Source organism: Pseudomonas sp. TH21 (assembly GCF_016651025.1).
Classification (GTDB): Bacteria; Pseudomonadota; Gammaproteobacteria; order Pseudomonadales; family Pseudomonadaceae; genus Aquipseudomonas; species Aquipseudomonas aylmerensis.
Genome location: NZ_JAEKEQ010000001.1, coordinates 1,171,041 through 1,196,537 on the forward strand (window position 1 = coordinate 1,171,041; position 25,497 = coordinate 1,196,537).

A 25,497-nucleotide genomic window follows, 5' to 3' on the forward strand; every position below is an offset into this window, starting at 1 on the left:
AAGGGCGCTATCGCCGGCAAGCCGGGCTCCTACAGGTTGATCGCATTTCGCCAGGAATTACGCAGTCAAATGTGGGAGCGGGCTTGCCCGCGAAGACGATCTCAAGGGCGCTATCGCCGGCAAGCCGGGCTCCCACAGGTTGATCGCATTTCGCCAGGCGTTACGCAGTCAAATGTGGGAGCGGGCTTGCCCGCGAAGGCGTCGGTGCAGGCGCCACAGAGATCGAAGGGTCACACGACTTCGAGGCGAACCTTATGCTGATTCAACAGCTGCACCAGCGCGGGCACCGGCTGCTGGTCGGTTACCAGGCAGTCCACCAGGCTGATCGGCCCCAGCCGAATCATGGCATTGCGCCCGAATTTGCTTGAGTCCGCCGCCAGGATCACTTGGCGCGCATTGGCGATGATCGCCTGGGAAACCCGTACTTCCTGATAGTCGAAGTCGAGCAGGCTGCCGTCTTCGTCGATGCCGCTGATACCCACCAGGGCAAAGTCGACCTTGAACTGGTTGATGAAATCCACACTGGCCTGGCCTACCACACCGCCGTCACGGCGCACGTTGCCGCCGGTCAACAGCACGTCGAAGTCGTCCTTGGCGCTGAGCATGGTGGCGACGTTGAGGTTGTTGGTGATGATTTTCAGGTGATTGTGGTTGAGTAACGCGCGGGCGATGGATTCGGTGGTGGTGCCGATATTGATGAACAGCGAGGCATGATCGGGGATTTGCGCCGCGATGGCTTCGCCGATGCGCTGTTTCTCGTCGCGCATCTGGTCGGCACGCATGGCGTACGCGGTGTTTTCGACGCTGGAGTCATAGGCTGCGCCGCCATGGTAGCGGCGCAACAGATTGGCGTCCGCCAGCTGGTTGATATCGCGGCGGATGGTTTGCGGGGTGACGACGAACAGCTGCGCCATTTCCTCGATACTGACGTAGCCGCGTTCGCGGACCAGTTCGAGGATTTGTTGCTGGCGGGGAGGCAGATTCATGGGGCGTCCTTTGGGCTGCCATACAAAAGTGGCCCATGATGACGCAGGAATCCGCTCCCTGCCAGTTACAACCCTATCGCCGTCCGGCGCTTGGCTTATTCAGCGCCTTCGTGGGGTTCCCAGTCGCGGGTGCGGCTGACTGCTTTCTGCCAGCCGGCATACAGCTTCTCTTTGGCGACTTCGTCCAGTTGCGGTTCGAATTCGCGCTCGATCACGGCCTTGCCGCGCAGTTCGTCAAGGCTGCCCCAGAACCCGCAGGCCAGTCCGGCCAGATACGCCGCGCCAAGCGCCGTGGTCTCGCGCATTTGCGGGCGCTCGACCTGGGTGCCGAGGATGTCGGCCTGGAACTGCATCAGGAAGTTGTTGGCGACCGCGCCGCCGTCCACGCGCAGGGCCTTGAGGCGTTCGCCGGAGTCTTGCTGCATGGCGTCCAGTACGTCGCGGGTCTGGTAGGCAATCGACTCCAGGGCTGCACGAATAATGTGATCCACGCGTACGCCGCGGGTCAGGCCGAACAGCGCGCCACGGGCATACGGGTCCCAGTACGGAGCGCCCAGGCCAGTGAACGCCGGGACCAGGTACACGCCGTTGCTGTCTTTGACCTTGCCGGCGAAGTATTCGGTGTCGGTGGCGTCGGCGATGATCTTCAGCTCATCACGCAGCCATTGCACGGTGGAGCCGCCGTTGAACACCGCGCCTTCGAGGGCGTAAGCCACTTCGCCACGCGGGCCGCAGGCGATGGTGGTGAGCATGCCGTGCTTGGACTTCACCGCCTTGTCGCCGGTGTTCATCAGCAGGAAGCAGCCGGTGCCATAGGTATTCTTGGCCTGCCCGGCTTCGACGCACATCTGGCCGAACAACGCAGCCTGCTGGTCACCGGCGATACCACCGATGGCGATGCCGCTTTTGGTGCGGCCGTAGATTTCCGAGGAGGATTTCACCTCCGGCAGCATTTCGCGCGGCACGTCGAGAATCTCCAGCATCTTCGCATCCCACTCCAGGGTGTGGATGTTGAAGAGCATGGTGCGCGAGGCGTTGGTGTAGTCGGTGACGTGGGTTTTGCCGCCGGTAAATTTCCAGATCAGCCAGCTGTCGATGGTGCCGAACAGCAGTTCGCCGTTGCGCGCCCGCTCGCGGCTGCCTTCGACGTTGTCGAGGATCCACTTGAGCTTGGTGCCGGAGAAGTACGGGTCGGTCACCAGGCCAGTGGTGTCATTGATGTATTGCTCGTGGCCGTCGCGCTTGAGCTGCTGGCAGATCTCGGTGCTGCGGCGGCACTGCCAGACGATGGCGTTGTAGATCGGCCGGCCGGTGATCTTGTCCCATACCACGGTGGTTTCACGCTGGTTGGTGATACCGATGGCGGCGACCTGGTCATGGTGCAGGCCGGCTTGTGCCAGGGCCTCGACCATCACCGCGCTCTGGGTGGCGAAAATTTCCATCGGGTCGTGTTCGACCCAGCCGGCTTGCGGGTAATGCTGAGTGAATTCACGCTGGGCGGTGCAGACCACGTTGGCGTCGCGGTCGAAGATGATCGCGCGCGAACTGGTGGTGCCCTGATCAAGGGCAATGATGTAGTTCTTATTCTCGATATCGGTCATGTCAATTGCCTTGGACGAAATAAGGAAGTCAGAAATCAGCCTGGACCGCGAAGGGCAGGGGCCCAGGCTGGCGCTTTCAGGAAATACGGGTCTTGCCGTTGACAGCCGTGTCAGGTGTTTCAGCTATAGCAGGTGCGGCGCTCGGCAGATGACGGGCAATCAGCCCGCGATAGGCCGCAGCACCGAGGCATGCGCCGACAATCGGCGCGAAAATCGGAACCAGGAAGTAAGGAATATCACGGCCACCGGTAAAGGCCATTTCACCCCAGCCGGCGAAAAAGGTCATCAGCTTGGGCCCGAAATCCCTCGCCGGGTTCATCGCAAAGCCGGTCAGCGGGCCCATGGCGCTGCCAATCACGGCAATCAGCAAGCCGATGAGCAGCGGTGCCAGCGGGCCGCGTGGCAGGCCGTTGTTGTCATCGGTGAGGGCCATGATCACGCCCATCAGGATCGCGGTAATGACCACTTCCACCAGGAACGCTTGGGCAGTGCTCAGCAGCGCATGGGGGTAGGTGGAGAACACCGAGGCCAACTCCAGGCTGGCTTGTGAGCCGCGCACCATGTGGTGGGTTTGTTCGTAATCGAAAAACAGATTGCTGTAGAGGGTGTACACCAGGGCTGCCGAGCAGAAGGCGCCGGCGATCTGGGCGAGAACGTAGAAGGGCAGTTTGCGCTTTTCGAAATCGGCGAAGATGCACAGGGCGATACTGACCGCCGGGTTGAGGTGGGCCCCGGAAATACCGGCGCTCAGGTAGATCGCCATGCTGACGCCGACCCCCCAGATGATGCTGATTTCCCACAAGCCAAAGCTGGCACCCGCGACCTTGAGCGCAGCGACACATCCCGTACCGAAGAAGATCAGCAGCGCAGTCCCCAGGAACTCGGCCATGCATTGGCTCGAAAGTGAAGGCTGTTGAAGAGCAGTTGTCATGGAAAACCTCAATTGTTGTTCTTGTCTGGCGTTTGACCTCAACGGGTCATGCGCGATTTTCACCGTGGTGGGGATCCCCATCTCCGCCACGGCTTACTGCTCGAAACACGTAGGTGTATTCCTACAGTATTCGGAAACGAAAAAATATAGACAAGAATCACGGCTGTCAAAGGTCGAAAGTGAACGGTCGGTCACTTTCCAACTATTGGTCTGGTGAATGATCATGAGGCGCCCTCTGAAGCGATAGGTCACGAGCGCGCGCACTAGAGCGTTTCGCACGGGCTTGGCTTAGAATTGGTGCTCTGTCTGCCACGCCCGGAGAGGTCATGACACCTGCATTGGATTTGTTGAAAAAAGTTCGTGCCGAACATCGCATCCACAGTTATGAGCACGATCCGAAGTCCGCCTCCTATGGCCTGGAGGCCGCGGAAAAATTGGGCTTGGACCCGGCGCAGGTGTTCAAGACCTTGCTCGCCAGCAGTGAGAAGGGCGAACTGTTGGTCGCGGTGGTGCCGGTCGTCGGAAGTCTGGATTTGAAAGCGCTCGCCCAGGCGGCGGGGGTCAAGAAAGCCGAAATGGCCGACCCGGCTGCGGCGCAACGCTCCACCGGTTATTTGCTCGGCGGTATCAGCCCGCTGGGCCAGAAAAAGCGCCTGCGCACCTTTATCGATATGACGGCGCAGCAATTTGCGACGATTCACGTGAGTGCAGGGAGAAGGGGATTGGAGGTCGAACTGCCCGCAGCGGTGCTGGCCGAACACACCCAGGCCATGTTCGCGCCGATAGGCCGGGCCTGATCTCAAGCCAATGCAGATCCAGTGTGGGAGCGGGCTTGCTCGCGAAAGCGGTGTGTCAGGCAAAGATGCAGTGACTGATGTAGCGCATTCGCGAGCAAGCCCGCTCCCACATTTCGATAGGGTTTTGTCAGTTCGTTGGGCTGTAAGGGCGCATGCTGGGTTCGGAGTGATTTGTCGAACATACCCCAGGCCACGTTCGCGCCGATAGGCCGGGCCTGATCTCAGGCCGGTGCAGATCCAATGTGGAAGCGGGCTTGCTCGCGAAAGCGGTGTGACAGTCAAAGATGCAGTGACTGATGCAGCGCATTCGCGAGCAAGCCCGCTCCCACATTTCGATAGGGTTTTGTCAGTTCGTTGGGCTGGAGGGGCGCATGCTGTTCGAAGGGATTTGTCGAACATACCCCAGGCCACGTTCGCGTCGATAGGCCGGGCCTGATCTCAGGCCAACGCAGATCCAATGTGGGAGCGGGCTTGCCCGCGAAAGCAGTGTGACAGTCAAAGATGCAGTGACTGATGCAGCGCATTCGCGAGCAAGCCCGCTCCCACATTACGATGGGGTTTTGTCAGTTCGTTGGGCTGGAAGGGCGCCTGCTGTTCGAAGGGATTTGTCGAACATACCCCAGGCCAAGTTCGCGCCGATAGGCCGGGCCTGATCTCAGGCCAATGCAGATCCAATGTGGGAGCGGGCTTGCCCGCGAAAGCAGTGTGACACTCAAAGATGCAGTGGCTGATGCAGCGCATTCGCGAGCAAGCCCGCTCCCACATTAAGATAGGGCTTTGTCAGTTCGCCGGGCTGTAACGCCGCACACCGGATTCGGCATGCGGAATCTGCGCGGCAGTGCTGCCCGAGGCCTGGAACAACACCAGGTGTTCTGCCGCGACACGGATACCCACATCCGCGCCGACCTGGTGATCCGCATGGCTGGGGAAGATCGACTCCAGCTGCGCGCCCGTTGGCAATTGCAGGCGGTACAGGGTTGAGGCGCCCAGGAAGGTCTTGCCGACGATCCGCGCTTTCAGTGCGCTGTCCGGCGCATAGACGATGTCGTCCGGGCGCAGCAGCACGTCCACTGCGCCACCGGTAGGCCAGGTATAGGCACGATTGCCTCGCAGATCGCCCAGTTCGGTACTGACCGATTCCGGCGAGCTTAGCTGGCCACGGATGAAATAGCCCTGGCCAATAAAGCTGGCGACATACGGCGTCTGCGGCTCGTGGTAGAGGTTGTAGGGCGTGTCCCACTGCTCCAGCCGACCCTCTTTGAACACGCCCACCTGATCACTCACCGCGAAGGCTTCTTCCTGGTCATGGGTGACCAGAATCGCACTGGTGCCGCGTGCCTTGAGGATGTCACGAACTTCGTGGCTCAGCTTGCGCCGCAGTTCGCCATCGAGGTTGGAGAAGGGTTCATCGAGCAACAACAGTTGCGGTTCCGGCGCCAGGGCACGGGCCAGGGCCACCCGTTGTTGCTGGCCGCCGGAAAGCTCGTGGGGGAAGCGTTTGCCGAGGTTCTTCAGGTTCACCAGTTCCAGCAGTTCGGCGACCACGCGGTCTTTTTGCGGGTGCTTGCGAATGCCGAAGGCGATGTTGTCCGCCACGCTGAGGTGCGGAAACAGCGCGTAGTCCTGGAACACCATGCCGATGCGACGTTTCTCCGGGGCCAAGGTGAAGCCGGCACTGGATATCACTTCGCCGGCCAGGCTGATTTCACCTTCATGCACCGGCTCGAACCCGGCGATCGCCCGCAGGGTAGTGGTTTTGCCGCAGCCCGAGGAGCCGAGCAGGCACCCGATGTCGCCGGCGTTGAGGTGCAGGTTGAGGTTCTGCACCACACGTTGATCTTGATAGCCGCATGCCAGGTTGCGCAGGTTCAGCAGTAATGGCTGGCTCATGCGTGGTGGTACGCCGGCTCGACGAGGAACTCGAGCAGGGCCTTCTGTGCGTGCAGGCGGTTTTCTGCCTGGTCCCAGGCCACGGAGCGCGGGTCGTCGAGCAGGTCGAGGCTGATTTCCTCGCCACGGTGGGCCGGCAGGCAGTGCATGAACAGCACATCTGGCGCAGCCTGGTCGAGCAGGGCGCGGGTAACCTGGAAGGGCGCAAACAGCGCCAGGCGCTTGGCGGTTTCGTCTTCCTGACCCATCGAGGTCCACACGTCGGTGCTCACCAGGTGGGCGCCGATCACCGCGTCGCGCGGGTCACGCACCACGGTCACGCGGTCGCCGGCCTGTTCGAGGAAACGTGCGTCAGGCTCGTAGCCTTCCGGGCAGGCAATGCGCAGCTGGAAATCGAATTGGATCGCCGCTTCTATATAGCTGTTGCACATGTTATTGCCGTCGCCGATCCAGGCCACGGTCTTGCCCTGGATCGAGCCGCGGTGTTCGAGGAAGGTCTGCATGTCGGCCAGCAACTGGCACGGGTGCAGATCATCGGACAGGCCATTGATCACCGGCACGCGCGAGTTGGCAGCGAATTCGGTCAAGGTGCTGTGGGCAAAGGTACGGATCATCACCGCATCAAGCATGCGCGACATGACGATGGCGCAATCGCTGATCGGCTCGCCACGGCCCAGTTGGGTGTCGCGCGGCGACAGGAAGATGGCCTGGCCACCCAGCTGGATCATGCCGGCTTCGAAAGACAAGCGGGTGCGGGTCGACGACTTCTCGAAAATCATGCCGAGCACGCGGTTTTTCAAAGGCTCGAACAGTACGCCGCGGTTACGCAGGTCTTTAAGCTCAATGCCTCGACGGATCACGCTGACCAGCTCTTCGGGCGTGCAATCCATCAGGGAGAGAAAGTGCCTTGCGCTCATCATTAACTACCTTTTTGCAACAGACCGCAGATACTCAAAGCCTTGTTTATTGTGACAACGGGCGAGACCTGCGGCGAAAGCCGCACGGGGCGACGAAATAGGGGAAGGCGCGATCTTATAATTAAATGTCGCGTCTTACCAATAGGGCTACGGTTTTTAAGGGTGTTCAAGCAGGGCGCCGGAGCGCGTTTGAAGACGATTTCCTGACAGCAGCGGGCCATTTGTACACTGGCGCCGCAGCCTTTTGCAATGCGCGGGGACGCGCCCAGGCCAAGCTGCGTCGGTTTTGGCGGCTATGTGGGAAGTTTCTGAAACATTTGCTCACGTATACCCATGCCCGGGCCTGATGCCGGCCGATTCACGGGGCGAACGTTACTGGTCCCTGTGCCTGGCGCGGCCCATAGTGCAGCCATCCCCAATAAAGAGACTGGCCATGACCAAGACTCTCCATCACCGTGCCTGCCACCTGTGCGAAGCCATCTGCGGCCTGACCCTGGAAACCACCCAGGCCGACGACGGCAGCCTGGCGATCACCTCGATCAAGGGCGACGCGCTGGATACGTTCAGCCGTGGGCATATCTGCCCCAAGGCCGTTGCGCTGCAGGATATCCAGAATGATCCGGACCGCCTGCACCAGCCGATGCGGCGCGTGGGTAGCGAATGGCAGTCGATCTCGTGGGAAGAAGCCTTTGAGCTTGTAGCCGAACGGCTAGCGGGCATTCAGGCGCGTCACGGACAAAACGCGGTGGCGGTGTATCAGGGCAACCCCAGCGTGCATAACTACGGACTGATGACCCACAGCAACTACTTCCTGGGCCAACTGAAGACACGCAACCGGTTTTCCGCAACCTCGGTGGACCAGTTGCCCCACCACCTCACCAGTCACTTGATGTACGGGCACGGGCTGTTGTTGCCGATCCCGGACATCGACCACACCGACTTCATGCTGATCCTGGGCGGCAACCCGCTGGCGTCGAATGGCAGCATCATGACCGTCCCCGATGTGGAGAAGCGCCTCAAGGCCATCCAGGCGCGGGGCGGCAAAGTGGTGGTGGTCGATCCTCGGCGCAGCGAGACAGCGGCAATGGCTGACCAGCACCTGTTCGTGCGCCCGGGAGGGGATGCCGCGTTGTTGTTCGGGGTGCTCAACACGCTGTTTACCGAAAACCTGACCCGCGCCAGCCATCTGCCGGTTGAAGGCCTGGAGGAGGTGCGCCAGGCCATCGCCGGCTTTACCGCTGAGGCCATGAGCGGTCAGTGTGCGGTGCCAGCCGAACAGATTCGCCAGTTGGCGCGGGACTTTGCAGGCGCCGACAAGGCGGTGTGCTACGGGCGCATGGGTGTCTCGACCCAGGCGTTTGGCACGCTGTGCCATTGGCTGGTGCAGTTGATCAACCTGGTGACCGGCAACCTGGACCGCGTCGGCGGCGCCTTGTGCACCACCCCGGCCGTGGACTTGGTCGCGTCCACTGGCGGCGGGCATTTCAATCGCTGGCAGAGCCGGGTCTCCGGACGACCGGAGTACGGTGGCGAGTTGCCGGTGTCGGCCCTCGCCGAGGAAATGCTCACCGAAGGTGAAGGACAAATCCGCGCGCTGGTGACCGTGGCCGGCAACCCCGTGCTGTCGACGCCCAATGGTCGTCAGCTCGAACAGGCCCTGGATGGCCTGGAGTTCATGGTCAGTATCGACCTGTATATCAACGAGACCACGCGTTATGCCGACCTGATCCTGCCGTCCACCTCGGCGCTGGAAAACGATCATTACGACACCACCTTCAATATGTTTGCGGTGCGTAACGTCACCCGCTTCAATCGCGCAATCCTGCCCAAGCCTGCGGGCGCGCTGCATGACTGGGAGATTTTTGTCGGGCTGGCTCAAGCGTTTGCGGCGCACACCGGCGCTGCGCTCAAGCCCACCATGCCGCCAGCGCAGATGATCGATTTCGGGCTGCGGGCCGGGGCCTATGGTGATGCGTCCGGGTACAAGTTGTCGGTGGCGATGCTCGCCGAGCATCCCCATGGCCTGGACCTGGGCCCGCTCAAGCCCAACCTCGCCGCGCGTCTGAAAACCGCTGATGGCAAGGTGCGCGCGGCGCCGGCGGTGATCCTCGCGGACCTGGCGCGTTTTGCCGCGCAGCCGGTGCCGGTGGCTGACGAATTGTTGCTGATCGGTCGGCGCCATGTGCGCAGCAACAATTCCTGGATGCACAACTATCACCGGCTGGTGAAGGGCAAGCCTCGGCACCAGTTGCTGATGCATCCGGACGACCTGAGCCGTCGGCAGTTGAGTGATGGCCAGCGGGTGCGTGTGAGTTCGCGCATCGGCATGATCGAGGTCGAGGTGGTGGCCAGCCTGGACATGATGCCCGGCGTGGTCAGCCTGCCTCACGGCTGGGGCCATGGCCGCCCCGGCGTGCATATGACCATCGCCAGCAGCCAGCCGGGTGCGAGCGCGAACGACTTGACTGACGAACGGCAATTGGACGAATTGTCCGGCAACGCCGCGTTGAACGGGGTGCCGGTGCAGGTTGCAGCCGCTTAAGGAGCCCGAGCACCACGCTGGGATTTTGCGTTACAATGCGCCACCGTGCCGACCTGTGAGTCGCAAAGTTCCAGCCGAGGTGTTCCATGGATATCATCGAAACGATCAAAGAGCAGATTGCCAACAACACCATTCTGCTTTACATGAAGGGCGCTCCGAACGCTCCTCAGTGCGGTTTCTCCGCGAAGGCTTCCCAGGCCATCATGGCGTGCGGCGAGAAGTTCGCTTACGTGGATATCCTGCAAAACCCTGAAATCCGCGCCAACCTGCCGAAGTACGCCAACTGGCCTACTTTCCCACAACTGTGGGTTGCCGGTGAGCTGGTCGGCGGTAGCGACATCATCGTCGAAATGGCCGCTGATGGTTCGCTGCAGGCGCTGATCAAAGAAGCCGCGGCAAACGCTGCAGCCAAGACCGACGCTTGATTCTAGAAATCATCGGTCAATAAAAAGCCCCGCTTCTCATAAGAGAGCGGGGCTTTTTTGTACCTGTCGCCTAGGGCTTATTCACCCATCTGCGATTGTAGGTAGTTCTCCAGGCTGACTTTGTCGATCAGGCCCAGTTGGGTCTCCAGCCAGTCGATATGTTCTTCCTGGTCTTCCAGGATATCTTCCAGCAGTTCACGGCTGCCGAAGTCACCCTTGGTCTCACAGTGCGCAATGGCGGCCTTTAGGTCGCTGTGGCTCTTGCGTTCAAAGCCCAGGTCGCTGCTGATCATTTCCTGGGTGTGCTCGCCGATGTTGAGCTTGCCCAGGTCCTGCACGTTCGGCAGGCCTTCCAGGAACAGGATGCGCTTGATCAGCGCATCAGCGTCCTTCATGGCTTTGATGGATTCTTTGTATTCACGCTTGCCGAGCTTTTCCAGGCCCCAATCGTCATACATGCGCGCATGCAGAAAGTACTGATTGATCGCGACCAGTTCATTGGCAAGGATTTTGTTGAGTTGCTGGATGACTGAGATGTCGCCTTTCATGACTGGGGTCCTGCCCTGTAATAGCTGTGTATAAGGCGGAGTTTGAGCGGCGAAATCCTTAGTGTCAAACCTAAGTTATTGAATAATAAATGAAAATTAATCGGAATAAGAATGTTTGTGTTCCGCGTCTTGACGCTAACTAATTGAATTGCAGGCATAAAAAAACCGGACACTAAGTCCGGTTCTTTAAAACACGCGTATTCAGGCGTGTGTAAATTCTGCTGTGTAGGGGAGCGCGGCCTGGGCTGTCTGCAGCTGCGTCAGGGTTTCCCGTACCACTTGCTTGGCGAGGCAAGCACATTTTCCGCACTGGCTGGCAACGCCGGTGGTTTCACGTACTTCCTTGTAGCTGCAGCAACCTTCGTAGATTGCTTCGCGGATTTGTCCGTCGGTGACGCCAGTACACAGGCACACATACATAAGGGAGAACCGTCGCGGGTTTAAGGCTTAAGTGCGACGGATCTTAATGTTAACGAGAATGATTGTCAAAGTAGATTCGTAAGGTATTCACAGGCATTGCCCTCGCACTGACGAACGGTTTTTTCAGTGTATGATGCTCGGTCTTCACGAAGCGTGACTGTGTCACGGGCCTGTCGCTTGAATGCGGCTGACTTGAGGCCGGTCCTTTTACTTCAATCGTCACCCTACTATCAGGAGATAACCAATGAGCGTACTCGTCGGCAAACAAGCCCCGGATTTCGACGTACCTGCCGTCCTCGGCAATGGCGAAATCGTTGACAGCTTCAAACTGTCTGAAGCCATCAAAGGCAAATACGGCCTGGTATTCTTCTACCCGCTGGACTTCACCTTCGTCTGCCCTTCGGAGCTGATCGCTCTGGACCACCGCATGGACGATTTCAAGGCGCGCAACGTAGAAGTGGTTGCCGTTTCTATCGACTCCCATTTCACCCACAACGCCTGGCGCAACACTGCCATCAATGATGGCGGCATCGGCAAAGTCAAATACACCATGGCTGCCGACATGAAGCACGACATCGCCAAGGCCTACGACGTCGAGTCCGAAGGCGGCGTGGCTTTCCGTGGCGCGTTCCTGATCGACGACAAGGGCGTTGTACGTTCCCAGATCATCAACGACCTGCCGCTGGGTCGTAACATGGAAGAGCTGATCCGCCTGGTCGACGCTCTGCAATTCCACGAAGAGCACGGCGAAGTCTGCCCTGCCAACTGGAAAAAAGGCGACAAAGGCATGAACGCTTCGCCGGAAGGCGTTGCGGCTTACCTGACCGAGAACGCTGGCAAGCTGTAAGCCAGTTTCACGGTAAAAAAAACCGGCCTGAGAAGGCCGGTTTTTTTATGCGCGGGATTCAGCCGTGTGACTGGCTTTGAGTCGCGAGTGCGCTGCTTGTGGTCAGGAGGCCTCTTGTGGCAAGCGTGCTCACCACAACACAGCAACCAGATGACCGCATCAAGGCAAGCAGGCTGTGGTGAGTAGGCTTCATGTGGTGCACAAGCCTCGTGTGGTGAGCAGGCTTCTTGTGGTGAGCAGGCTTGCCCTGCGTTGGGCCGCGCAGCGACCCCAAAACCAGACACTGCGGTTTACCTGATAAACCCTGTGGTTGCCAATGGGGCTGCTGCGCAGCCCAACGCAGGGCAAGCCTGCTCACCACAACACAGCAGCCAAATTGCCGCATCAAGGCAAGTAGGCTGTGGTGAGTAGGCTCCCCGTGGGGAACAAGCTTCTTGTATTGAATAGGCTTCGTGCGGGGAACAAGCCTCGTGGTGAGCAGGCTTCTTGTGGCGAGCAGGCTTGCCCTGCGTTGGGCTGCGCAGCGGCCCCAAAACCAGACACTGCGGTTTACCTGATAAACCCTGTGGTTGCCAATGGGTCTGCTACGCAGCCCAACGCAGGGCAAGCCTGCTCACCACAACACAGCAGCCACATTGCCGCATCAAGGCAAGCAGGCTGTGGTGAGTAGGCTCCCCGTGGGGAACAAGCTTCTTCTAGTGAATAGGCTTCGTGTGGGGAACAAGCCTCTCGTGGTGAGCAGGCCTCTTGTGGCGAGCAGGCTTGTCCTGCGTTGGGCTGCGCAGCGGCCCCAAAACCAGACACTGCGGTTTACCTGATAACCCCTATGGGTGCCAATGGGGCTGCTGCGCAGCCCAACGCAGGGCAAGCCTGCTCACCACAACACAGCAACCCGATGGCCACAGTAGGGTAAGCAGGCTGTGGTGAGTAGGCTCCACGTGGGGAACAAGCTTCTTGTATTGAATAGGCTTCGTGTGGGGAACAAGCCTCTCGTGGTGAGCAGGCTTCTTGTGGCGAGCAGGCTTGTCCTGCGTTGGGCCGCGCAGCGGTCCCAAAACCAGACCCTGCGGTTTACCTGATAAACCCTGTGCGTGCCAATGGGGCGGCTACGCAGCCCAACGCAGGGCAAGCCTGCTCACCACAACAGCGCAGCCACATTGCTACATCAGGGCAAACCGGCTTGCCACATCAGGGCAAGCAGGTCGCCACATCAGGGCAAGCAGGGCGCCACAACCGCGCCGTCAGTCGTTGAAGTCTTCCCAACCGCCCATCTGCTTCCAACGGTTGACGATGCCGCAGAACAGCTCGGCCGTCTTCTCGGTGTCGTAGCGCGCCGAGTGGGCTTCGCGTCCGTCAAAGTCGATACCGGCTGCCTGGCAGGCTTTCGCCAGTACGGTCTGGCCATAAGCCAGGCCTGCGAGGGTGGCGGTGTCGAAGCTGGAGAAGGGGTGGAACGGGTTACGCTTCATATCGAGGCGCGCCACGGCAGCATTCAGGAAACCCAGGTCGAAGCTGCTGTTGTGGCCTACCAGGATTGCGCGTTTGCAGCCATTAGCCTTCAACGCCTTGCGCACGCCACGGAAAATATCGGTCAGCGCCGCTTCTTCACTCACCGCCATGCGCAGTGGGTGATCGAGCTTGATCCCGGTGAATTCCAGGGCTGCTGCTTCGATATTGGCGCCTTCGAACGGCTCGACGCGAAAGAAGTGGGTGTGCTCCGGGAACACAAAACCTTGTTCATCCATGCCGATGGTGGTGGCGGCGATTTCCAGCAAGGCGTCGGTGGCGCAATTGAAACCACCGGTCTCTACGTCGATGACAACCGGCAGATAACCGCGAAACCGCTCGGCCATCGGGTGACGGGAGCCGCCACCACTGTGCTCGTGTTCGTCATCGTAATGGTCTTCACTCACTTGCTTTCCTCCAGCAGGCGCCAGCGCAGTGTTTCACCGGCGCGCAGCGGGATAACAGTCAGCTCGCCAAACGGCAGGCTGGCAGGGGCGGTCCAGTCTTCACGGACCAGGGTAATGCGGTCGGTGTTCGCCGGCAGGCCGTAGAAACGCGGGCCGTTGAGGCTGGCGAAACCTTCGAGCTTGTCCAGGGCGTTGCGTTGTTCAAACGCTTCGGCATACAACTCGATGGCGGCATACGCGGTGTAGCAGCCGGCACAGCCACACGCGGCTTCCTTGGCGTGTTGGGCATGGGGCGCGGAGTCGGTGCCGAGGAAGAACTTCGGATTACCGCTGGTCGCGGCATCCAGCAGGGCGACCTGATGGGTGTTGCGTTTGAGAATCGGCAGGCAATAGAAATGCGGTCGAATCCCGCCCACCAGCATGTGGTTGCGGTTGTAGAGCAGGTGGTGCGCAGTGATGGTCGCGCCCACGTTGGCCGAAGCCTCGGTGACGAACTGCACCGCATCGGCCGTGGTGATGTGTTCGAACACCACCTTCAGGGTCGGGAACAGCTCGACCACGCGGCGCATGTGCTCGTCGATGAAGATCTTCTCGCGATCGAACACGTCGACATCACCACGGGTCACTTCGCCGTGGATCAGCAGCGGCATGCCGACTTCCGCCATGGCTTCGATGGCCGGCAGGATCTTGTCGATACTGGTCACGCCGGAATCGGAGTTGGTGGTCGCGCCCGCCGGATACAGCTTGGCGGCGTGCACGAAACCGCTGGCCTTGGCCTGGCGAATCTCTTCAGGCTGGGTGCGGTCGGTGAGGTAGAGCACCATCAACGGTTCAAAGCGGCTGCCGGCCGGCCGCGCAGCGAGGATACGCTGGCGATAGGCGTCGGCTTCAGCGGCGTTGCGCACCGGAGGTACCAGGTTGGGCATGATGATGGCGCGGCCAAACGTGCGCGCTACATCGGCCACGGTTTGAGGCAACGCAGCACCATCGCGAAGATGAATATGCCAGTCGTCGGGACGCAGCAGGGTCAGGCGGTCGGACATTGGGGATTCCAGGCGGGTCAATCTGGTGGGAATGCTACCGGAAAAGACTCTTGCAGGCACTCGCTATCAAGTTTTGCCGGATGCAACCGATAGCCCTAGGTATGCCTTAACGATGTATGACGCTTTGAAGTGTTGTAGAAACCAGTGGAGCCTCCCGTGCGCCAGCATTATCTAGCCCTGCTCAGTGTGTTCGCCAGCCTGCCTGCGATGGCCCTCACGTTCCAGACACGTCTGGAGAATATTGAGTGGAAGGTGGAAGGCGATCAGTTCGAGTGCCGCCTGACCCAGCCAATTACTGATTTCGGCTCGGGTGAGTTCGTGCGCCGGGCCGGCGAGCAGGCAACATTTCGTCTGAAAGCCTACAGCGGCGCGCTGGGCGCGGGCTCGGCCACGTTGTTGGCGGCGGCTGCCCCTTGGCAACCGGGCCGGGGCGATATCAACCTCGGCGCGGTGCGGGCAGGCAGTGGCGATGTACTGTTCAACAGCTCTCAGGCCCAGGCCGGGCGCTTGTTCACCGGTTTGCTGGAAGGACGCAGCCCGACCGTGCGGCATTACGGGCGCGAAGGCGGCTATTCGGAAATTCGCCTGTTGCCGGTGAAATTCAACAAGGCCTACAACGACTATCAGTTGTGTACCACCAAGTTGCTGCCGATGAATTACGATCAGGTCAAGCAGACCGAGGTCGGTTTCCCCGGTGGCGGCATCGAACTGGATGCGGCCGCGAAGAAAAAACTGTCGGTGATTCTTGCGTTCATGAAGGCGGATCCCACCGTCAACCATATCGAGTTGAACGGGCATTCGGACAACAGTGGCAATCGCCTCACCAACCGCGATGTCTCGCGCCGCCGCGCGTTGGCGGTGATGGATTACTTCAAGGCCAATGGTATCCAGGAGTCGCAAATCACCATGCGTTTCCACGGCGAAAGCTATCCCTTGGCACCCAACACCAATGCGGCCAACCGGGCGCGCAACCGCCGCGTGAATATTCAGCTGGAGCGCGTGGCCGCTCCCGAGAAACCGGCGCCCCAGGCTACTGCGCCGAGCAACCCGGCACACACGTCATAAGCCCGTCCCTGTGATGCGACCATCGGTCGCTCACTCGACATAATCTGTCGCTTTATCTTCATTTGCTGTCGCGCCTCTGTAAATTCACGGTTTTGGTCGGTAGAATCGACGGCTTTCCGTACAACCCCGTGGAGTGATGGCATGGCCGACGTAAACAAGGTCGTTCTCGCGTATTCCGGCGGCCTGGACACTTCGGTGATCCTCAAGTGGCTGCAGGATACTTATAACTGTGAAGTGGTGACCTTCACCGCTGACCTGGGTCAGGGCGAAGAGGTCGAACCTGCACGTGCCAAGGCGCAAGCCATGGGCGTGAAAGAGATCTACATTGACGACCTGCGCGAAGAATTCGTCCGCGATTTCGTCTTCCCGATGTTTCGCGCCAACACCGTCTACGAAGGCGAGTACCTGCTGGGTACTTCCATCGCACGTCCGCTGATCGCCAAGCGCCTGATTGAAATCGCCAACGAAACCGGCGCCGACGCCATTTCCCATGGTGCTACCGGCAAGGGCAACGACCAGGTGCGCTTCGAATTGGGCGCCTACGCCCTCAAGCCAGGCGTCAAAGTGATTGCCCCTTGGCGTGAGTGGGACCTGCTGTCGCGTGAAAAGCTGATGGATTACGCTGAAAAGCATGCGATCCCGATCGAGCGTCACGGCAAGAAGAAGTCCCCGTACTCGATGGATGCCAACCTGCTGCACATCTCCTATGAAGGCGGCGTGCTGGAAGACACCTGGACCGAGCACGAAGAAGACATGTGGCGTTGGACCGTCTCCCCGGAGAACGCACCTGACAAGCCGCAATACCTGGAACTGACCTACCGCAACGGCGACATCGTCGCACTGGACGGCGTCGAAATGACCCCGGCCACCGTGCTGGCGACCTTGAACCGTATCGGTGGTGAACACGGTATCGGCCGTCTCGACATCGTCGAGAACCGCTACGTGGGCATGAAGTCCCGTGGCTGCTACGAAACCCCAGGCGGCACCATCATGCTGCGCGCCCACCGCGCCATTGAGTCGATCACCCTGGACCGCGAAGTGGCTCACCTCAAAGACGAGCTGATGCCCAAGTACGCCAGCCTGATCTACACCGGCTACTGGTGGAGCCCAGAGCGTTTGATGCTGCAGCAGATGATCGACGCTTCCCAGGCCCACGTGAATGGTGTGGTGCGCCTGAAGCTGTACAAGGGCAACGTGATCGTCACCGGGCGCAAGTCCGATGAGTCGCTGTTCGATGCCAATATCGCCACCTTCGAAGAAGATGGCGGCGCCTACAACCAGGCGGACGCTGCGGGCTTCATCAAGTTGAACGCACTGCGCATGCGCATTGCGGCCAACAAGGGTCGCAAGTTGTTCTGAGTGTCAGACGCGTTGTGAGAATGGCCCCTTTATCAAGGGGCCATTTTTTTTGCCTGTCGATTAAGCAACACAGTCTCATGTTTATAAATGTTTAAAGTTGCCGAGCTGTTAAGGGTTAAAAGTTTCAATCCTGAACATTTGTTGTCGATTCTTGGAGGGGGCGAATTATTTACATCTGACTAGGAACTATGTCTTACAGAAAATTCACACATGTAAGTGTGTTTTGACTAAGCGTTTATGAAAGTTCTGTAGGAGATTTTGAGTGTAAATGGATATGTCAAATGGAACTGAGCGCGTCGGCCGCTTTTCGCCGGCCCGCGTATGCCTACGCCCCAAGCAAGGGATGTTTCCTGAAGGTTGCGTACGCCGCGTTTACCCCAACCCCCTTATTGGTTGGATATTTCATTCAAAATATGTGCGACCCAGGAAAGGTCTGAAAGGCCACATAAATCTCGACACATCCGAGTTGGCGTTTTTTTGTAGGTTAATTCCGAAGTGGTTGTGGGTTGGGTCTCTGGTTGCTCTAACTTGGGGGTGAATGCTATGCCAACTAGGAAACGACTAGGCTATTGTGTTTGCTCTGAATAATTCGAACAGCGAAATTGGACTTTCTCATGAATAAAGTGCTGATCGTGGATGATCATCCCGTCATTCGTCTTGCTGTGCGTATGCTAATGGAGCGTCATGGTTATGAGGTCGTTGCCGAGACCGATAACGGTGTCGATGCGTTGCAACTTGCGCGCGAGCATATGCCGGACATTGTCATACTGGATATTGGAATTCCCAAGCTCGACGGCCTGGAAGTCATTTGCCGACTGTCGTCCACCAAGCAGGCCACACCGTTCAAGGTGCTGGTGCTGACGTCGCAGGCCCCCGGCCATTTCTCGATGCGCTGCATGCAGGCGGGGGCTGCCGGCTATGTGTGCAAGCAGCAGGATCTGACCGAGTTGCTGAGTGCCATAAAAGCGGTGCTCTCGGGCTACAGCTATTTCCCCAACCAGGCGCTGAACTCGGTGCGCTCCACCATGGGCAACGCCAGCGAGGCTGACATGGTCGAGCGCCTTTCCGGTCGCGAGATGATGGTGTTGCAACAGTTGGCCCGAGGCAAAACCAACAAGGAGATCGCTGACGGCATGTTCCTCAGCAACAAGACCGTCAGCACCTACAAGACACGCTTGCTGCTCAAACTCAATGCACGGTCGCTGGTGGACCTGATCGAGTTGGCCCAACGCAACGGTCTGGTATAGGGCCGCTGTCAATCCAGGTGTGCCGGCACAAAAAAGCCTCCGTAAAGGAGGCTTCCGGCCGTTACAGGCTCTATCAGAGGTCGAAGTCGTAGTCGGCCAACTGTTTTTGCAAGCGTCGCTCTTCCAGAAGATTGTCGATGGTGCGGCGTTTGCTCAGATTGGTCTTGGCCACCTCTGCCACAGGTGCTTCTGCCCCATCGTCATCCGACTCAACGAGGTCGTCTTCCACTTCCAGTTGTTCTTTGCCAGTGCTCATAAGGTTAACTCCGGGCTAAGACTGCCGTTGGCGCTCCTTATAACGATATTCCATGAGCGGGTAAAAAAGATTTTTTCAATCGACTGATCGAGAAAATCAATGATTGCTCAATCGTCGGAGGTTTTTTCCTTGTATTCGCACAGGTCTTCGATCCGACAGCTGCCGCAGCGAGGCTTGCGCGCCTGGCAAACGTAGCGCCCATGCAGGATCAGCCAGTGATGGGAGTCGAGCAGATAGGGCTTGGGGACAAATTTCATCAACTGCTTTTCGACTTCCACCACATTCTTGCCACGGGCAATTCCGGTGCGATTGCTGACCCGAAATATATGCGTGTCCACGGCCATGGTCAGTTGTCGGAACGCGGTGTTGAGCACCACGTTGGCGGTTTTACGGCCCACTCCCGGCAGCGCTTCAAGGGCTTCGCGGGTTTGCGGCACTTCGCTGCCGTGCAGTTCGACCAGCAGGCGGCAGGTTTCGATCACGTTCTTGGCCTTGCTGTTGTACAGGCCAATCGTCTTGATGTATTCCGATAACCCTTCCACTCCCAGGGCGTAGATCGCCTCGGGTGTGTTCGCCACCGGATACAGCTTCGCCGTAGCCTTGTTGACGCCAACGTCCGTGGATTGGGCCGAGAGGATCACCGCAATCAGCAACTCGAACGGCGTGGTGTAGGCCAGCTCGGTCTTGGGTTCCGGATTGTCTTCGTGAAGCCTGCGAAAAATTTCCAGGCGTTTTGCGGCGTTCATGGGGCGGTGGGTTCCTTGCAAACGGTCGACATCAGTATGAAAAGTGGATCCAGGCTTCGGGCCCGCGGGCGATGACCCGAGCAGGATAAACCATCGCCACGGCGCACGGCAGCGTCGCCTGCAGTGGGTCAAGCGCCGACGTGAGTGTCCACCCGCTGCTGCGCTTGCTCCAGCGCGTGTTGTGCGGCTTTGAGTTGATCCGCACTGACGCCTGGTTGGCGTTGTAGCTTGGCGACATCGGCTCGAGCATAGGCCAACGCCGTTTTCAGCTGTCGCAGTTGGGCGTCGATCGGACGTTTTTCCACGCGCTGTAAATCGGGCCGGGGCTGCTCACTGTCAATCTCGGCGTCATGCAAGGCTTGCTCGGCGCTGGACAGCGCAGCGCTCAAGGTCGCCAGCTGCTGCTCGTCAGCGTTCAGGTCCTGAGCTTTTTTCAATTCGGCGCGGCGCATCGCCAATTGGATTTTTGCGCGTTTGAGCGCAGGGTCTTTTTGCGCGGGCGGCGCCGCTCGCTCGGTGACCTCCAGGGCCGCCAGCGCCTGCTCCGCCGCTTCGAACTGCTGCTGCAGGACGATCAATTGCGACTGCTGCTCAAAGGTCGGCGGGTGGCCGAATGCCTTCAAGGATTTGTGCAGTTGCGCGCGGCTCATGGCGAGCGTGATCTTGGCCTTCTTGATCGCGGCGTCTTGTGCTGCTTGAGCGGCATCGGGTGGCGTGGGGACCTCTGGTGCGGCGCGCTTGGCCCGTGCCAGGCGTTCAGCGAGCTTGAAGGCTTCTTCCCGTTGCAGGCGTGCGTTGCGCTGTTCAAAGCGCCGCCGCGCGCGATCGCGTTTCAGGCCGCGTGCATGACGCTGGGACTCATTGGTCGCCAAGCCGCCCACAATCGGCAACACGCTGGCCGTTGGGCGCATCTCAATGCAATCGACAGGGCAGGGCGCGACACACAAGTCGCAACCGGTGCACTCATCGACGATAACGGTGTGCATCAACTTGGCGGCGCCGACAATCGCGTCCACCGGGCAGGCCTGGATGCATTTGGTGCAGCCGATGCATTCGGCCTCGCGGATGTAGGCAACCTGGGCCGGGGCTTCGCCACGGCTGGTGTCCAGTTCCAGCGCTGGCACACGCAGCAAGAGCGCCAGGCCGACGATGGTTTCCTGCCCACCGGGCGGACATTTGTTGATCGCCTCACCACGCGCGATGCCCTCGGCGTAAGGCTTGCAACCCGGGTGCCCGCACTTGCCGCATTGGGTCTGCGGCAGCAGCGCGTCGATACGTTGAATCAGATTCATGGAGTAATCATTGGCATGCCGGTTGGACAAACAGAGCGTTTAGATACAAGCCACAAGCTACAAGCCACAAGCCTCAAGCCTCAAGCCTCAAGCTACAAGCTACAAGCTACAAGCCTCAAGCCTCAAGCTACAAGCTGGCTCGTGGCTCTTAGCTTGTAGCTTGTAGCTTGAGGCTTGTGGAAGGCTGTTGTGGTGAGCGGGCTTGCCCCGCGTTGGGCTGCGAAGCAGCCCCATCAGGGCCGCCGCATTCCTACAGACAGAACCGGGTGCCTGGTTCAGGGCCGCTACGCGCCCCAACGCGGGGCAAGCCCGCTCACCACAACAAGCCCAGCTCACCACAACAAGCCCGGCTAATCACAACAAGCCCGGCCAACCACACCAGGCCCGCTCACTGAAGGCCTAGACGCTTACTTGATACGCTGGCCTGGCTTGGCGCCGCTGTCAGGGCTCAGCAGGTAGATCTCTTCGCCGCCAGGGCCGGCTGCCATCACCATGCCTTCAGAGATGCCGAACTTCATTTTCCGTGGCTTGAGGTTGGCGATCATCATGGTCAGGCGACCATCGAGCTTCGACGGATCTGGATAAGCGCTCTTGATCCCGGAGAATACGTTGCGTCGCTCGTCACCGATATCCAGGGTCAGGCGCAGCAGTTTGTCGGCTCCTTCCACGGCTTCGGCCTTGACGATCAGGGCAACACGCAGGTCCACAGCGGCAAACGCGTCGAAATCGATCTCCGGGGAGAGCGGGTCCTTGGCCAGTTCGCCGTTGCCGGCCGGAGCCGATTCGCCGGTGTCGGTCTGGCTGGCGACCAGGTCCTCCTTGGACGCGTCGGTCATGGCCTGCACCTTGACCGGGTCGATACGGGTCATCAGCGGCTTGAACTCGTTCAACTGATGGTTGCTGAGCAAGGTGGCGTGGTCGTTCCAGGTCAGTGGTGCGACATTGAGGAACGCCTCGGCGTCGGCGGCCAGCAATGGCAGGACCGGCTTGAGGAAGATCACCAACTGACGGAACAGGTTGACGCCTGTGGCGCAGATCGCCTGGACTTCAGCCTGCTTGCCTTCCTGCTTGTTCAGCGACCACGGCGCCTTGTCGGCAATCCAGGCGTTGGCGCGGTCGGCCAGGCCCATGATTTCGCGCATGGCGCGGGCAAAGTCGCGCGCCTCGTAGGCGTCGGCGATGCTGGGCGCAGCCGCCAGGAACGCTTCGGTCAGCTCCGGCGCGGCGTTCTCGGCGACCAGCAGACCGGCGTTGCCCTTGTGGATAAAACCGGCGCAACGGCTGGCGATGTTGACGACTTTGCCCACGAGGTCCGAGTTGACCTTCTGTACGAAGTCTTCCAGGTTCAGGTCCAGGTCGTCGACGCCACGGCCCAGCTTGGAGGCGTAGTAGTAACGCAGGTATTCCGGCGACAGGTGGTCCAGGTAGGTGCGCGCCTTGATAAAGGTGCCACGGGACTTGGACATCTTCTGGCCGTTGACGGTCAGGTAGCCGTGCACGGCGATGCCGGTTGGCTTGCGGTAGCCGGAACCTTCGAGCATCGCCGGCCAGAACAGCGCATGGAAATTGACGATGTCCTTGCCGATGAAGTGGTACAGCTCGGCCTTGGAATCCTTGTTCCAGAACGCATCGAAGTCCAGCTCCGGCGTACGGTCGCAGAGATTCTTGAAGCTGGCCATGTAGCCGATCGGCGCGTCCAGCCACACGTAGAAATACTTGCCCGGCTCACCGGGAATCTCGAAGCCGAAGTACGGCGCATCGCGGGAGATGTCCCACTGTTGCAGGCCGGCATCCAGCCATTCGGCGATCTTGTTCGCCACGGCATCCTGCAGGGTGCCGCTGCGGGTCCAGGTTTGCAGCATCTGCTGGAAATCCGGGAGCTTGAAGAAGAAGTGCTGGGAGTCCTTGAGCACCGGGGTGGCGCCGGAGATGGCCGACTTCGGATCCTTCAAGTCGGTGGGTGCGTAGGTGGCACCGCATTTCTCGCAGTTGTCGCCGTACTGGTCTTCAGTGCCGCATTTCGGGCAGGTGCCCTTGATGAAGCGGTCGGCCAGGAACATTTTCTTTTCCGGGTCGAAATACTGCGTGATCGAGCGCGTGGCAATGTGCCCGGCATCTTTCAAGCGCAGGTAGATCTGGCTCGACAGCTCACGGTTTTCTTCGGAGTGGGTCGAGTGAAAGTTGTCGAAATCAACCAGGAACTCGGCAAAGTCGGCGCTGTGTTCAGCCTGCACATTGGCGATCAGTTGTTCCGGGGTGATCCCTTCCTTTTCGGCGCGCAGCATGATGGCCGAACCGTGGGCGTCGTCCGCGCAGACATAAATGCATTGATTGCCGCGATGCTTCTGGAAGCGCACCCACATATCGGTCTGGATGTACTCAAGCATATGGCCAAGATGGATGGAACCATTGGCATAGGGCAGGGCGCTGGTGACGAGGATCTTGCGTGGCTCGGACATGGGGCTCGGCTACTTGATGAAACGGAGGTCGGCCACTATAAAGCGCCGGGAAATTTATTTCACCCCGTGCTGCTGTTTCAGAATCTTCCTTGCCCGCGAAAGCATGCCGCAACGACGCTGGAACGGTTAGGATAGCCGCCTGTTTCAGTCAGTCTTTTTTCGGGAGTTGCCCATGAGCGCCGTCAATCGCGCAGCGGTGGAAGCCGTTCTTCGCCAGTACACCGACCCCTATTTGAACCAGGACCCGGTCAGTGCCGGCTGTGTACGCGCCATCGAGGTCCAGGGGGGCCAGGTGTCCGTCCAGATGGAGCTGGGCTATGCCGCCGGGCTGTTCAAGAGCGGCTGGGCGCAGATGCTGCAAATGGCCATTGAAGGCCTCGACGGCGTGAGTTCGGCCAAGGTCGACATCCAATGCGTGATCGCCCCGCACAAGGCCCAGGCACAGATCCCGGGCCTGGCCAACGTCAAGAACGTGGTGGCGGTGGCATCCGGCAAGGGCGGCGTGGGCAAATCCACCACCGCCGCCAACCTGGCCCTGGCGCTGGCCCGGGAAGGCGCGCGCGTGGGTATCCTCGACGCGGATATCTACGGCCCCAGCCAGGGCGTGATGTTCGGCATTGCCGAAGGCACGCGGCCCAAGGTCAAGGATCAGAAGTGGTTTGTGCCGATCGAGTCGCTGGGCGTCGAAGTAATGTCCATGGCCTTCCTTACCGATGACAACACGCCGATGGTCTGGCGTGGGCCGATGGTCTCCGGCGCGCTGCTGCAGTTGGTCACGCAGACCGCTTGGGGCGACCTGGATTACCTAGTGATCGATATGCCACCAGGCACCGGTGATATCCAGCTGACCCTGGCGCAGAAAGTCCCGGTGGCCGGCTCGGTGATCGTCACCACGCCTCAGGACCTGGCGCTGCTCGACGCGAAAAAAGGCGTGGAGATGTTCCGCAAGGTCAACATCCCGGTGCTGGGCGTCGTGGAAAACATGGCGGTACATATCTGTTCCAACTGCGGGCACGCCGAGCATTTGTTCGGCGAGGGCGGTGGCGAGAAACTGGCCACCCAGTACGGCGTCGAGCTGCTGGCCTCGTTGCCGCTGTCGATGGTGATTCGTGAGCAGGCCGACGGCGGCAAACCGACCGTGGCCGCCGAGCCGGACGGCCAGATCGCCATGATCTATCAGGAACTGGCCCGCCATGTAGGCGCGCGGATCGTCCTTCAGGAAGCGGCGGCGCCGGCAATGCCGACGATAACGGTCAGCGACGACTGAGCGGATTGAAAGGAAAAAGCCTCGACGGTGTCGGGGCTTTTTCTTGCCTGCAAATCACCCCAAGGTCTCCAATGACACTTTTTCGCAATTGCGCTTGTAAGCATTCACTTACTTTTTCGTAAGTGTTTGGGTTTTTTCCTGGGGGGTAGAGGTCTCGAGTGCTCGAAAGACTTTTCTATCTTGTTGAAATATAACAACTATTTATGTTGGCGTTAGCGTTGGCATCTGTCAGTCGGCTCGTTGCATCCCGTTGAACTTCCCAGGGAACTCTCTAACATCAGCCCTGTGTCCACGGATTGACACAGCCATCAAGGAACGATGGTTTTAGGGAACGTCGCAGGATGCGATTCATCAGGACGATGAAAAGGACTACAGGGACTAGGGAAAAAATGTGGGCGGGTCATACCGCCCCTTTTTTTTGCCCGCAGGAAAGTGAATCCCGTCATCCAGAAACGCAAAAAGGCCCGCAAGGGGCCTTTTTAGAGGGCGGCGACGCTATCAGCGTTCGAGGTCTGCAATCTTACCTTTCTTGCCATCCCACTCTGCCGCATCCGGCATCGGGTCTTTACGTTCGGTGATATTCGGCCAGATTTCCGCCAGCTCGACGTTCAACTGAATAAATTCCTGCATCTCTGCCGGGACTTCGTCCTCGGAGAAAATGGCGACGGCCGGGCATTCAGGTTCACACAGGGCGCAGTCAATGCACTCGTCCGGGTGGATGACCAGGAAGTTCGGGCCTTCGTAGAAGCAGTCCACCGGACACACTTCTACGCAGTCGGTGTACTTGCACTTGATGCAGTTGTCGGTGACGACGAAGGTCATTTCTAATTTTCTCCTCAGGCGGCGGCAGCGAAACCCTTTGTGGCAGGGCTCGCGAGGTTCGGGAGCGATAGTCTGCGGACCAGGCTAAAAGCCCGCAGCATCCCAAACCGCGCGAGAGTCTACC

22 protein-coding genes are annotated in these 25,497 nt (G+C 59.6%); 8 read left to right on the top strand and 14 right to left on the bottom strand.

Translation table 11 applies throughout. The annotated features are described in order from the left end of the window. Positions 1 to 230: 230 nt before the first annotated feature. The 3 genes from JFU04_RS05125 to JFU04_RS05135 form a co-directional block, all read right to left on the bottom strand. Positions 231 to 986, bottom strand: a complete 756-nt coding sequence (locus JFU04_RS05125) for a DeoR/GlpR family transcriptional regulator (RefSeq protein WP_010212755.1) — start codon at positions 984 to 986, stop codon at positions 231 to 233. Between the two features lie 95 nt (positions 987 to 1,081). Continuing rightward, positions 1,082 to 2,587 carry a glycerol kinase GlpK gene (gene glpK / locus JFU04_RS05130; protein WP_065906783.1) on the bottom strand — a complete coding sequence of 502 codons (1,506 nt, stop codon included), beginning with the start codon at positions 2,585 to 2,587 and terminating at the stop codon, positions 1,082 to 1,084. A 76-nt stretch (positions 2,588 to 2,663) separates the two neighbouring features. After that, entirely contained in the window at positions 2,664 to 3,518 is an 855-nt protein-coding gene (locus JFU04_RS05135; RefSeq protein ID WP_201143618.1) for an MIP/aquaporin family protein, read from the bottom strand. A gap of 326 nt (positions 3,519 to 3,844) precedes the next feature. Here JFU04_RS05135 and ybaK point away from each other — a divergent pair, with 326 nt between their 5' ends. Further along, positions 3,845 to 4,315 carry a Cys-tRNA(Pro) deacylase gene (gene ybaK, locus JFU04_RS05140; RefSeq protein WP_201143619.1) on the top strand — a complete coding sequence of 157 codons (471 nt, stop codon included), beginning with the start codon at positions 3,845 to 3,847 and terminating at the stop codon, positions 4,313 to 4,315. A gap of 780 nt (positions 4,316 to 5,095) precedes the next feature. Here the strand turns inward: ybaK and JFU04_RS05145 are convergent. After that, the gene (locus tag JFU04_RS05145; RefSeq protein ID WP_120447738.1) at positions 5,096 to 6,205 is read right to left on the bottom strand and encodes an ABC transporter ATP-binding protein; all 1,110 of its coding nucleotides are present in this window, start codon (positions 6,203 to 6,205) and stop codon (positions 5,096 to 5,098) included. Next, complete coding sequence (gene argF, locus JFU04_RS05150) at positions 6,202 to 7,122, bottom strand: ornithine carbamoyltransferase (RefSeq protein WP_065906772.1); 921 nt, start codon at positions 7,120 to 7,122, stop codon at positions 6,202 to 6,204. Before argF ends, JFU04_RS05145 begins: the two co-directional genes overlap by 4 nt. A 433-nt stretch (positions 7,123 to 7,555) precedes the next feature. Between argF and JFU04_RS05155 the strand changes: the two genes are divergently transcribed. Both JFU04_RS05155 and grxD read left to right on the top strand, forming a co-directional pair. Further along, positions 7,556 to 9,664: a molybdopterin oxidoreductase family protein gene (locus tag JFU04_RS05155; protein ID WP_201143620.1), complete on the top strand. Its 2,109-nt coding sequence runs from the start codon at positions 7,556 to 7,558 to the stop codon at positions 9,662 to 9,664. 86 nt (positions 9,665 to 9,750) lie between these two features. Further along, a complete protein-coding gene (gene grxD, locus JFU04_RS05160) occupies positions 9,751 to 10,089 on the top strand; it encodes a Grx4 family monothiol glutaredoxin (protein WP_065906770.1) in 339 nt (112 codons plus the stop codon). Between the two features lie 77 nt (positions 10,090 to 10,166). Here the strand turns inward: grxD and bfr are convergent, their stop codons facing one another. Both bfr and JFU04_RS05170 read right to left on the bottom strand, forming a co-directional pair. Beyond that, entirely contained in the window at positions 10,167 to 10,637 is a 471-nt protein-coding gene (gene bfr, locus JFU04_RS05165; protein ID WP_012722487.1) for a bacterioferritin, read from the bottom strand. A 201-nt stretch (positions 10,638 to 10,838) separates the two neighbouring features. Continuing rightward, positions 10,839 to 11,057, bottom strand: coding sequence for a bacterioferritin-associated ferredoxin (locus JFU04_RS05170; protein WP_078740971.1), 219 nt, complete (start codon positions 11,055 to 11,057; stop codon positions 10,839 to 10,841). 244 nt (positions 11,058 to 11,301) lie between these two features. Here JFU04_RS05170 and JFU04_RS05175 point away from each other — a divergent pair, with 244 nt between their 5' ends. Further along, entirely contained in the window at positions 11,302 to 11,904 is a 603-nt protein-coding gene (locus tag JFU04_RS05175) for a peroxiredoxin (protein WP_003172097.1), read from the top strand. 1,241 nt (positions 11,905 to 13,145) lie between these two features. On the opposite strand, the gene rnt is transcribed toward JFU04_RS05175, so the two are convergent. Together rnt and pyrC are read right to left on the bottom strand one after the other, a co-directional pair. After that, entirely contained in the window at positions 13,146 to 13,817 is a 672-nt protein-coding gene (gene rnt, locus JFU04_RS05180) for a ribonuclease T (RefSeq protein WP_010564138.1), read from the bottom strand. Continuing rightward, the gene (gene pyrC / locus JFU04_RS05185) at positions 13,814 to 14,860 is read right to left on the bottom strand and encodes a dihydroorotase (protein WP_106805015.1); all 1,047 of its coding nucleotides are present in this window, start codon (positions 14,858 to 14,860) and stop codon (positions 13,814 to 13,816) included. The genes rnt and pyrC overlap by 4 nt, the downstream gene beginning before the upstream one ends. A gap of 156 nt (positions 14,861 to 15,016) precedes the next feature. Between pyrC and JFU04_RS05190 the strand changes: the two genes are divergently transcribed. The 3 genes from JFU04_RS05190 to JFU04_RS05200 all read left to right on the top strand — a co-directional run bounded on the left by JFU04_RS05190 (position 15,017) and on the right by JFU04_RS05200 (position 18,531). Next, positions 15,017 to 15,925: a flagellar protein MotY gene (locus tag JFU04_RS05190; RefSeq protein ID WP_065906763.1), complete on the top strand. Its 909-nt coding sequence runs from the start codon at positions 15,017 to 15,019 to the stop codon at positions 15,923 to 15,925. A 141-nt stretch (positions 15,926 to 16,066) separates the two neighbouring features. Next, on the top strand, positions 16,067 to 17,284 hold the full coding sequence (locus JFU04_RS05195; protein WP_007938916.1) for an argininosuccinate synthase: 1,218 nt from the start codon (positions 16,067 to 16,069) through the stop codon (positions 17,282 to 17,284). Between the two features lie 614 nt (positions 17,285 to 17,898). Further along, positions 17,899 to 18,531, top strand: coding sequence for a response regulator transcription factor (locus JFU04_RS05200; protein ID WP_017844627.1), 633 nt, complete (start codon positions 17,899 to 17,901; stop codon positions 18,529 to 18,531). Positions 18,532 to 18,604: 73 nt separating this feature from the next. Here the strand turns inward: JFU04_RS05200 and JFU04_RS05205 are convergent, their stop codons facing one another. The 4 genes from JFU04_RS05205 to metG form a co-directional block, all read right to left on the bottom strand. Next, positions 18,605 to 18,787: a PA3496 family putative envelope integrity protein gene (locus JFU04_RS05205; RefSeq protein WP_028619066.1), complete on the bottom strand. Its 183-nt coding sequence runs from the start codon at positions 18,785 to 18,787 to the stop codon at positions 18,605 to 18,607. Positions 18,788 to 18,894: 107 nt separating this feature from the next. Beyond that, a complete protein-coding gene (gene nth / locus JFU04_RS05210) occupies positions 18,895 to 19,533 on the bottom strand; it encodes an endonuclease III (RefSeq protein WP_065906761.1) in 639 nt (212 codons plus the stop codon). Positions 19,534 to 19,661: 128 nt separating this feature from the next. Then, entirely contained in the window at positions 19,662 to 20,825 is a 1,164-nt protein-coding gene (rsxB, locus tag JFU04_RS05215; protein ID WP_201143621.1) for an electron transport complex subunit RsxB, read from the bottom strand. Positions 20,826 to 21,232: 407 nt separating this feature from the next. Beyond that, positions 21,233 to 23,284, bottom strand: a complete 2,052-nt coding sequence (gene metG / locus JFU04_RS05220) for a methionine--tRNA ligase (RefSeq protein WP_120447742.1) — start codon at positions 23,282 to 23,284, stop codon at positions 21,233 to 21,235. 172 nt (positions 23,285 to 23,456) lie between these two features. Between metG and apbC the strand changes: the two genes are divergently transcribed. Further along, the gene (apbC, locus tag JFU04_RS05225; RefSeq protein ID WP_065906755.1) at positions 23,457 to 24,551 is read left to right on the top strand and encodes an iron-sulfur cluster carrier protein ApbC; all 1,095 of its coding nucleotides are present in this window, start codon (positions 23,457 to 23,459) and stop codon (positions 24,549 to 24,551) included. Between the two features lie 498 nt (positions 24,552 to 25,049). On the opposite strand, the gene fdxA is transcribed toward apbC, so the two are convergent. After that, positions 25,050 to 25,373, bottom strand: coding sequence for a ferredoxin FdxA (gene fdxA / locus JFU04_RS05230; RefSeq protein WP_003208688.1), 324 nt, complete (start codon positions 25,371 to 25,373; stop codon positions 25,050 to 25,052). Positions 25,374 to 25,497 lie beyond the last annotated feature (124 nt).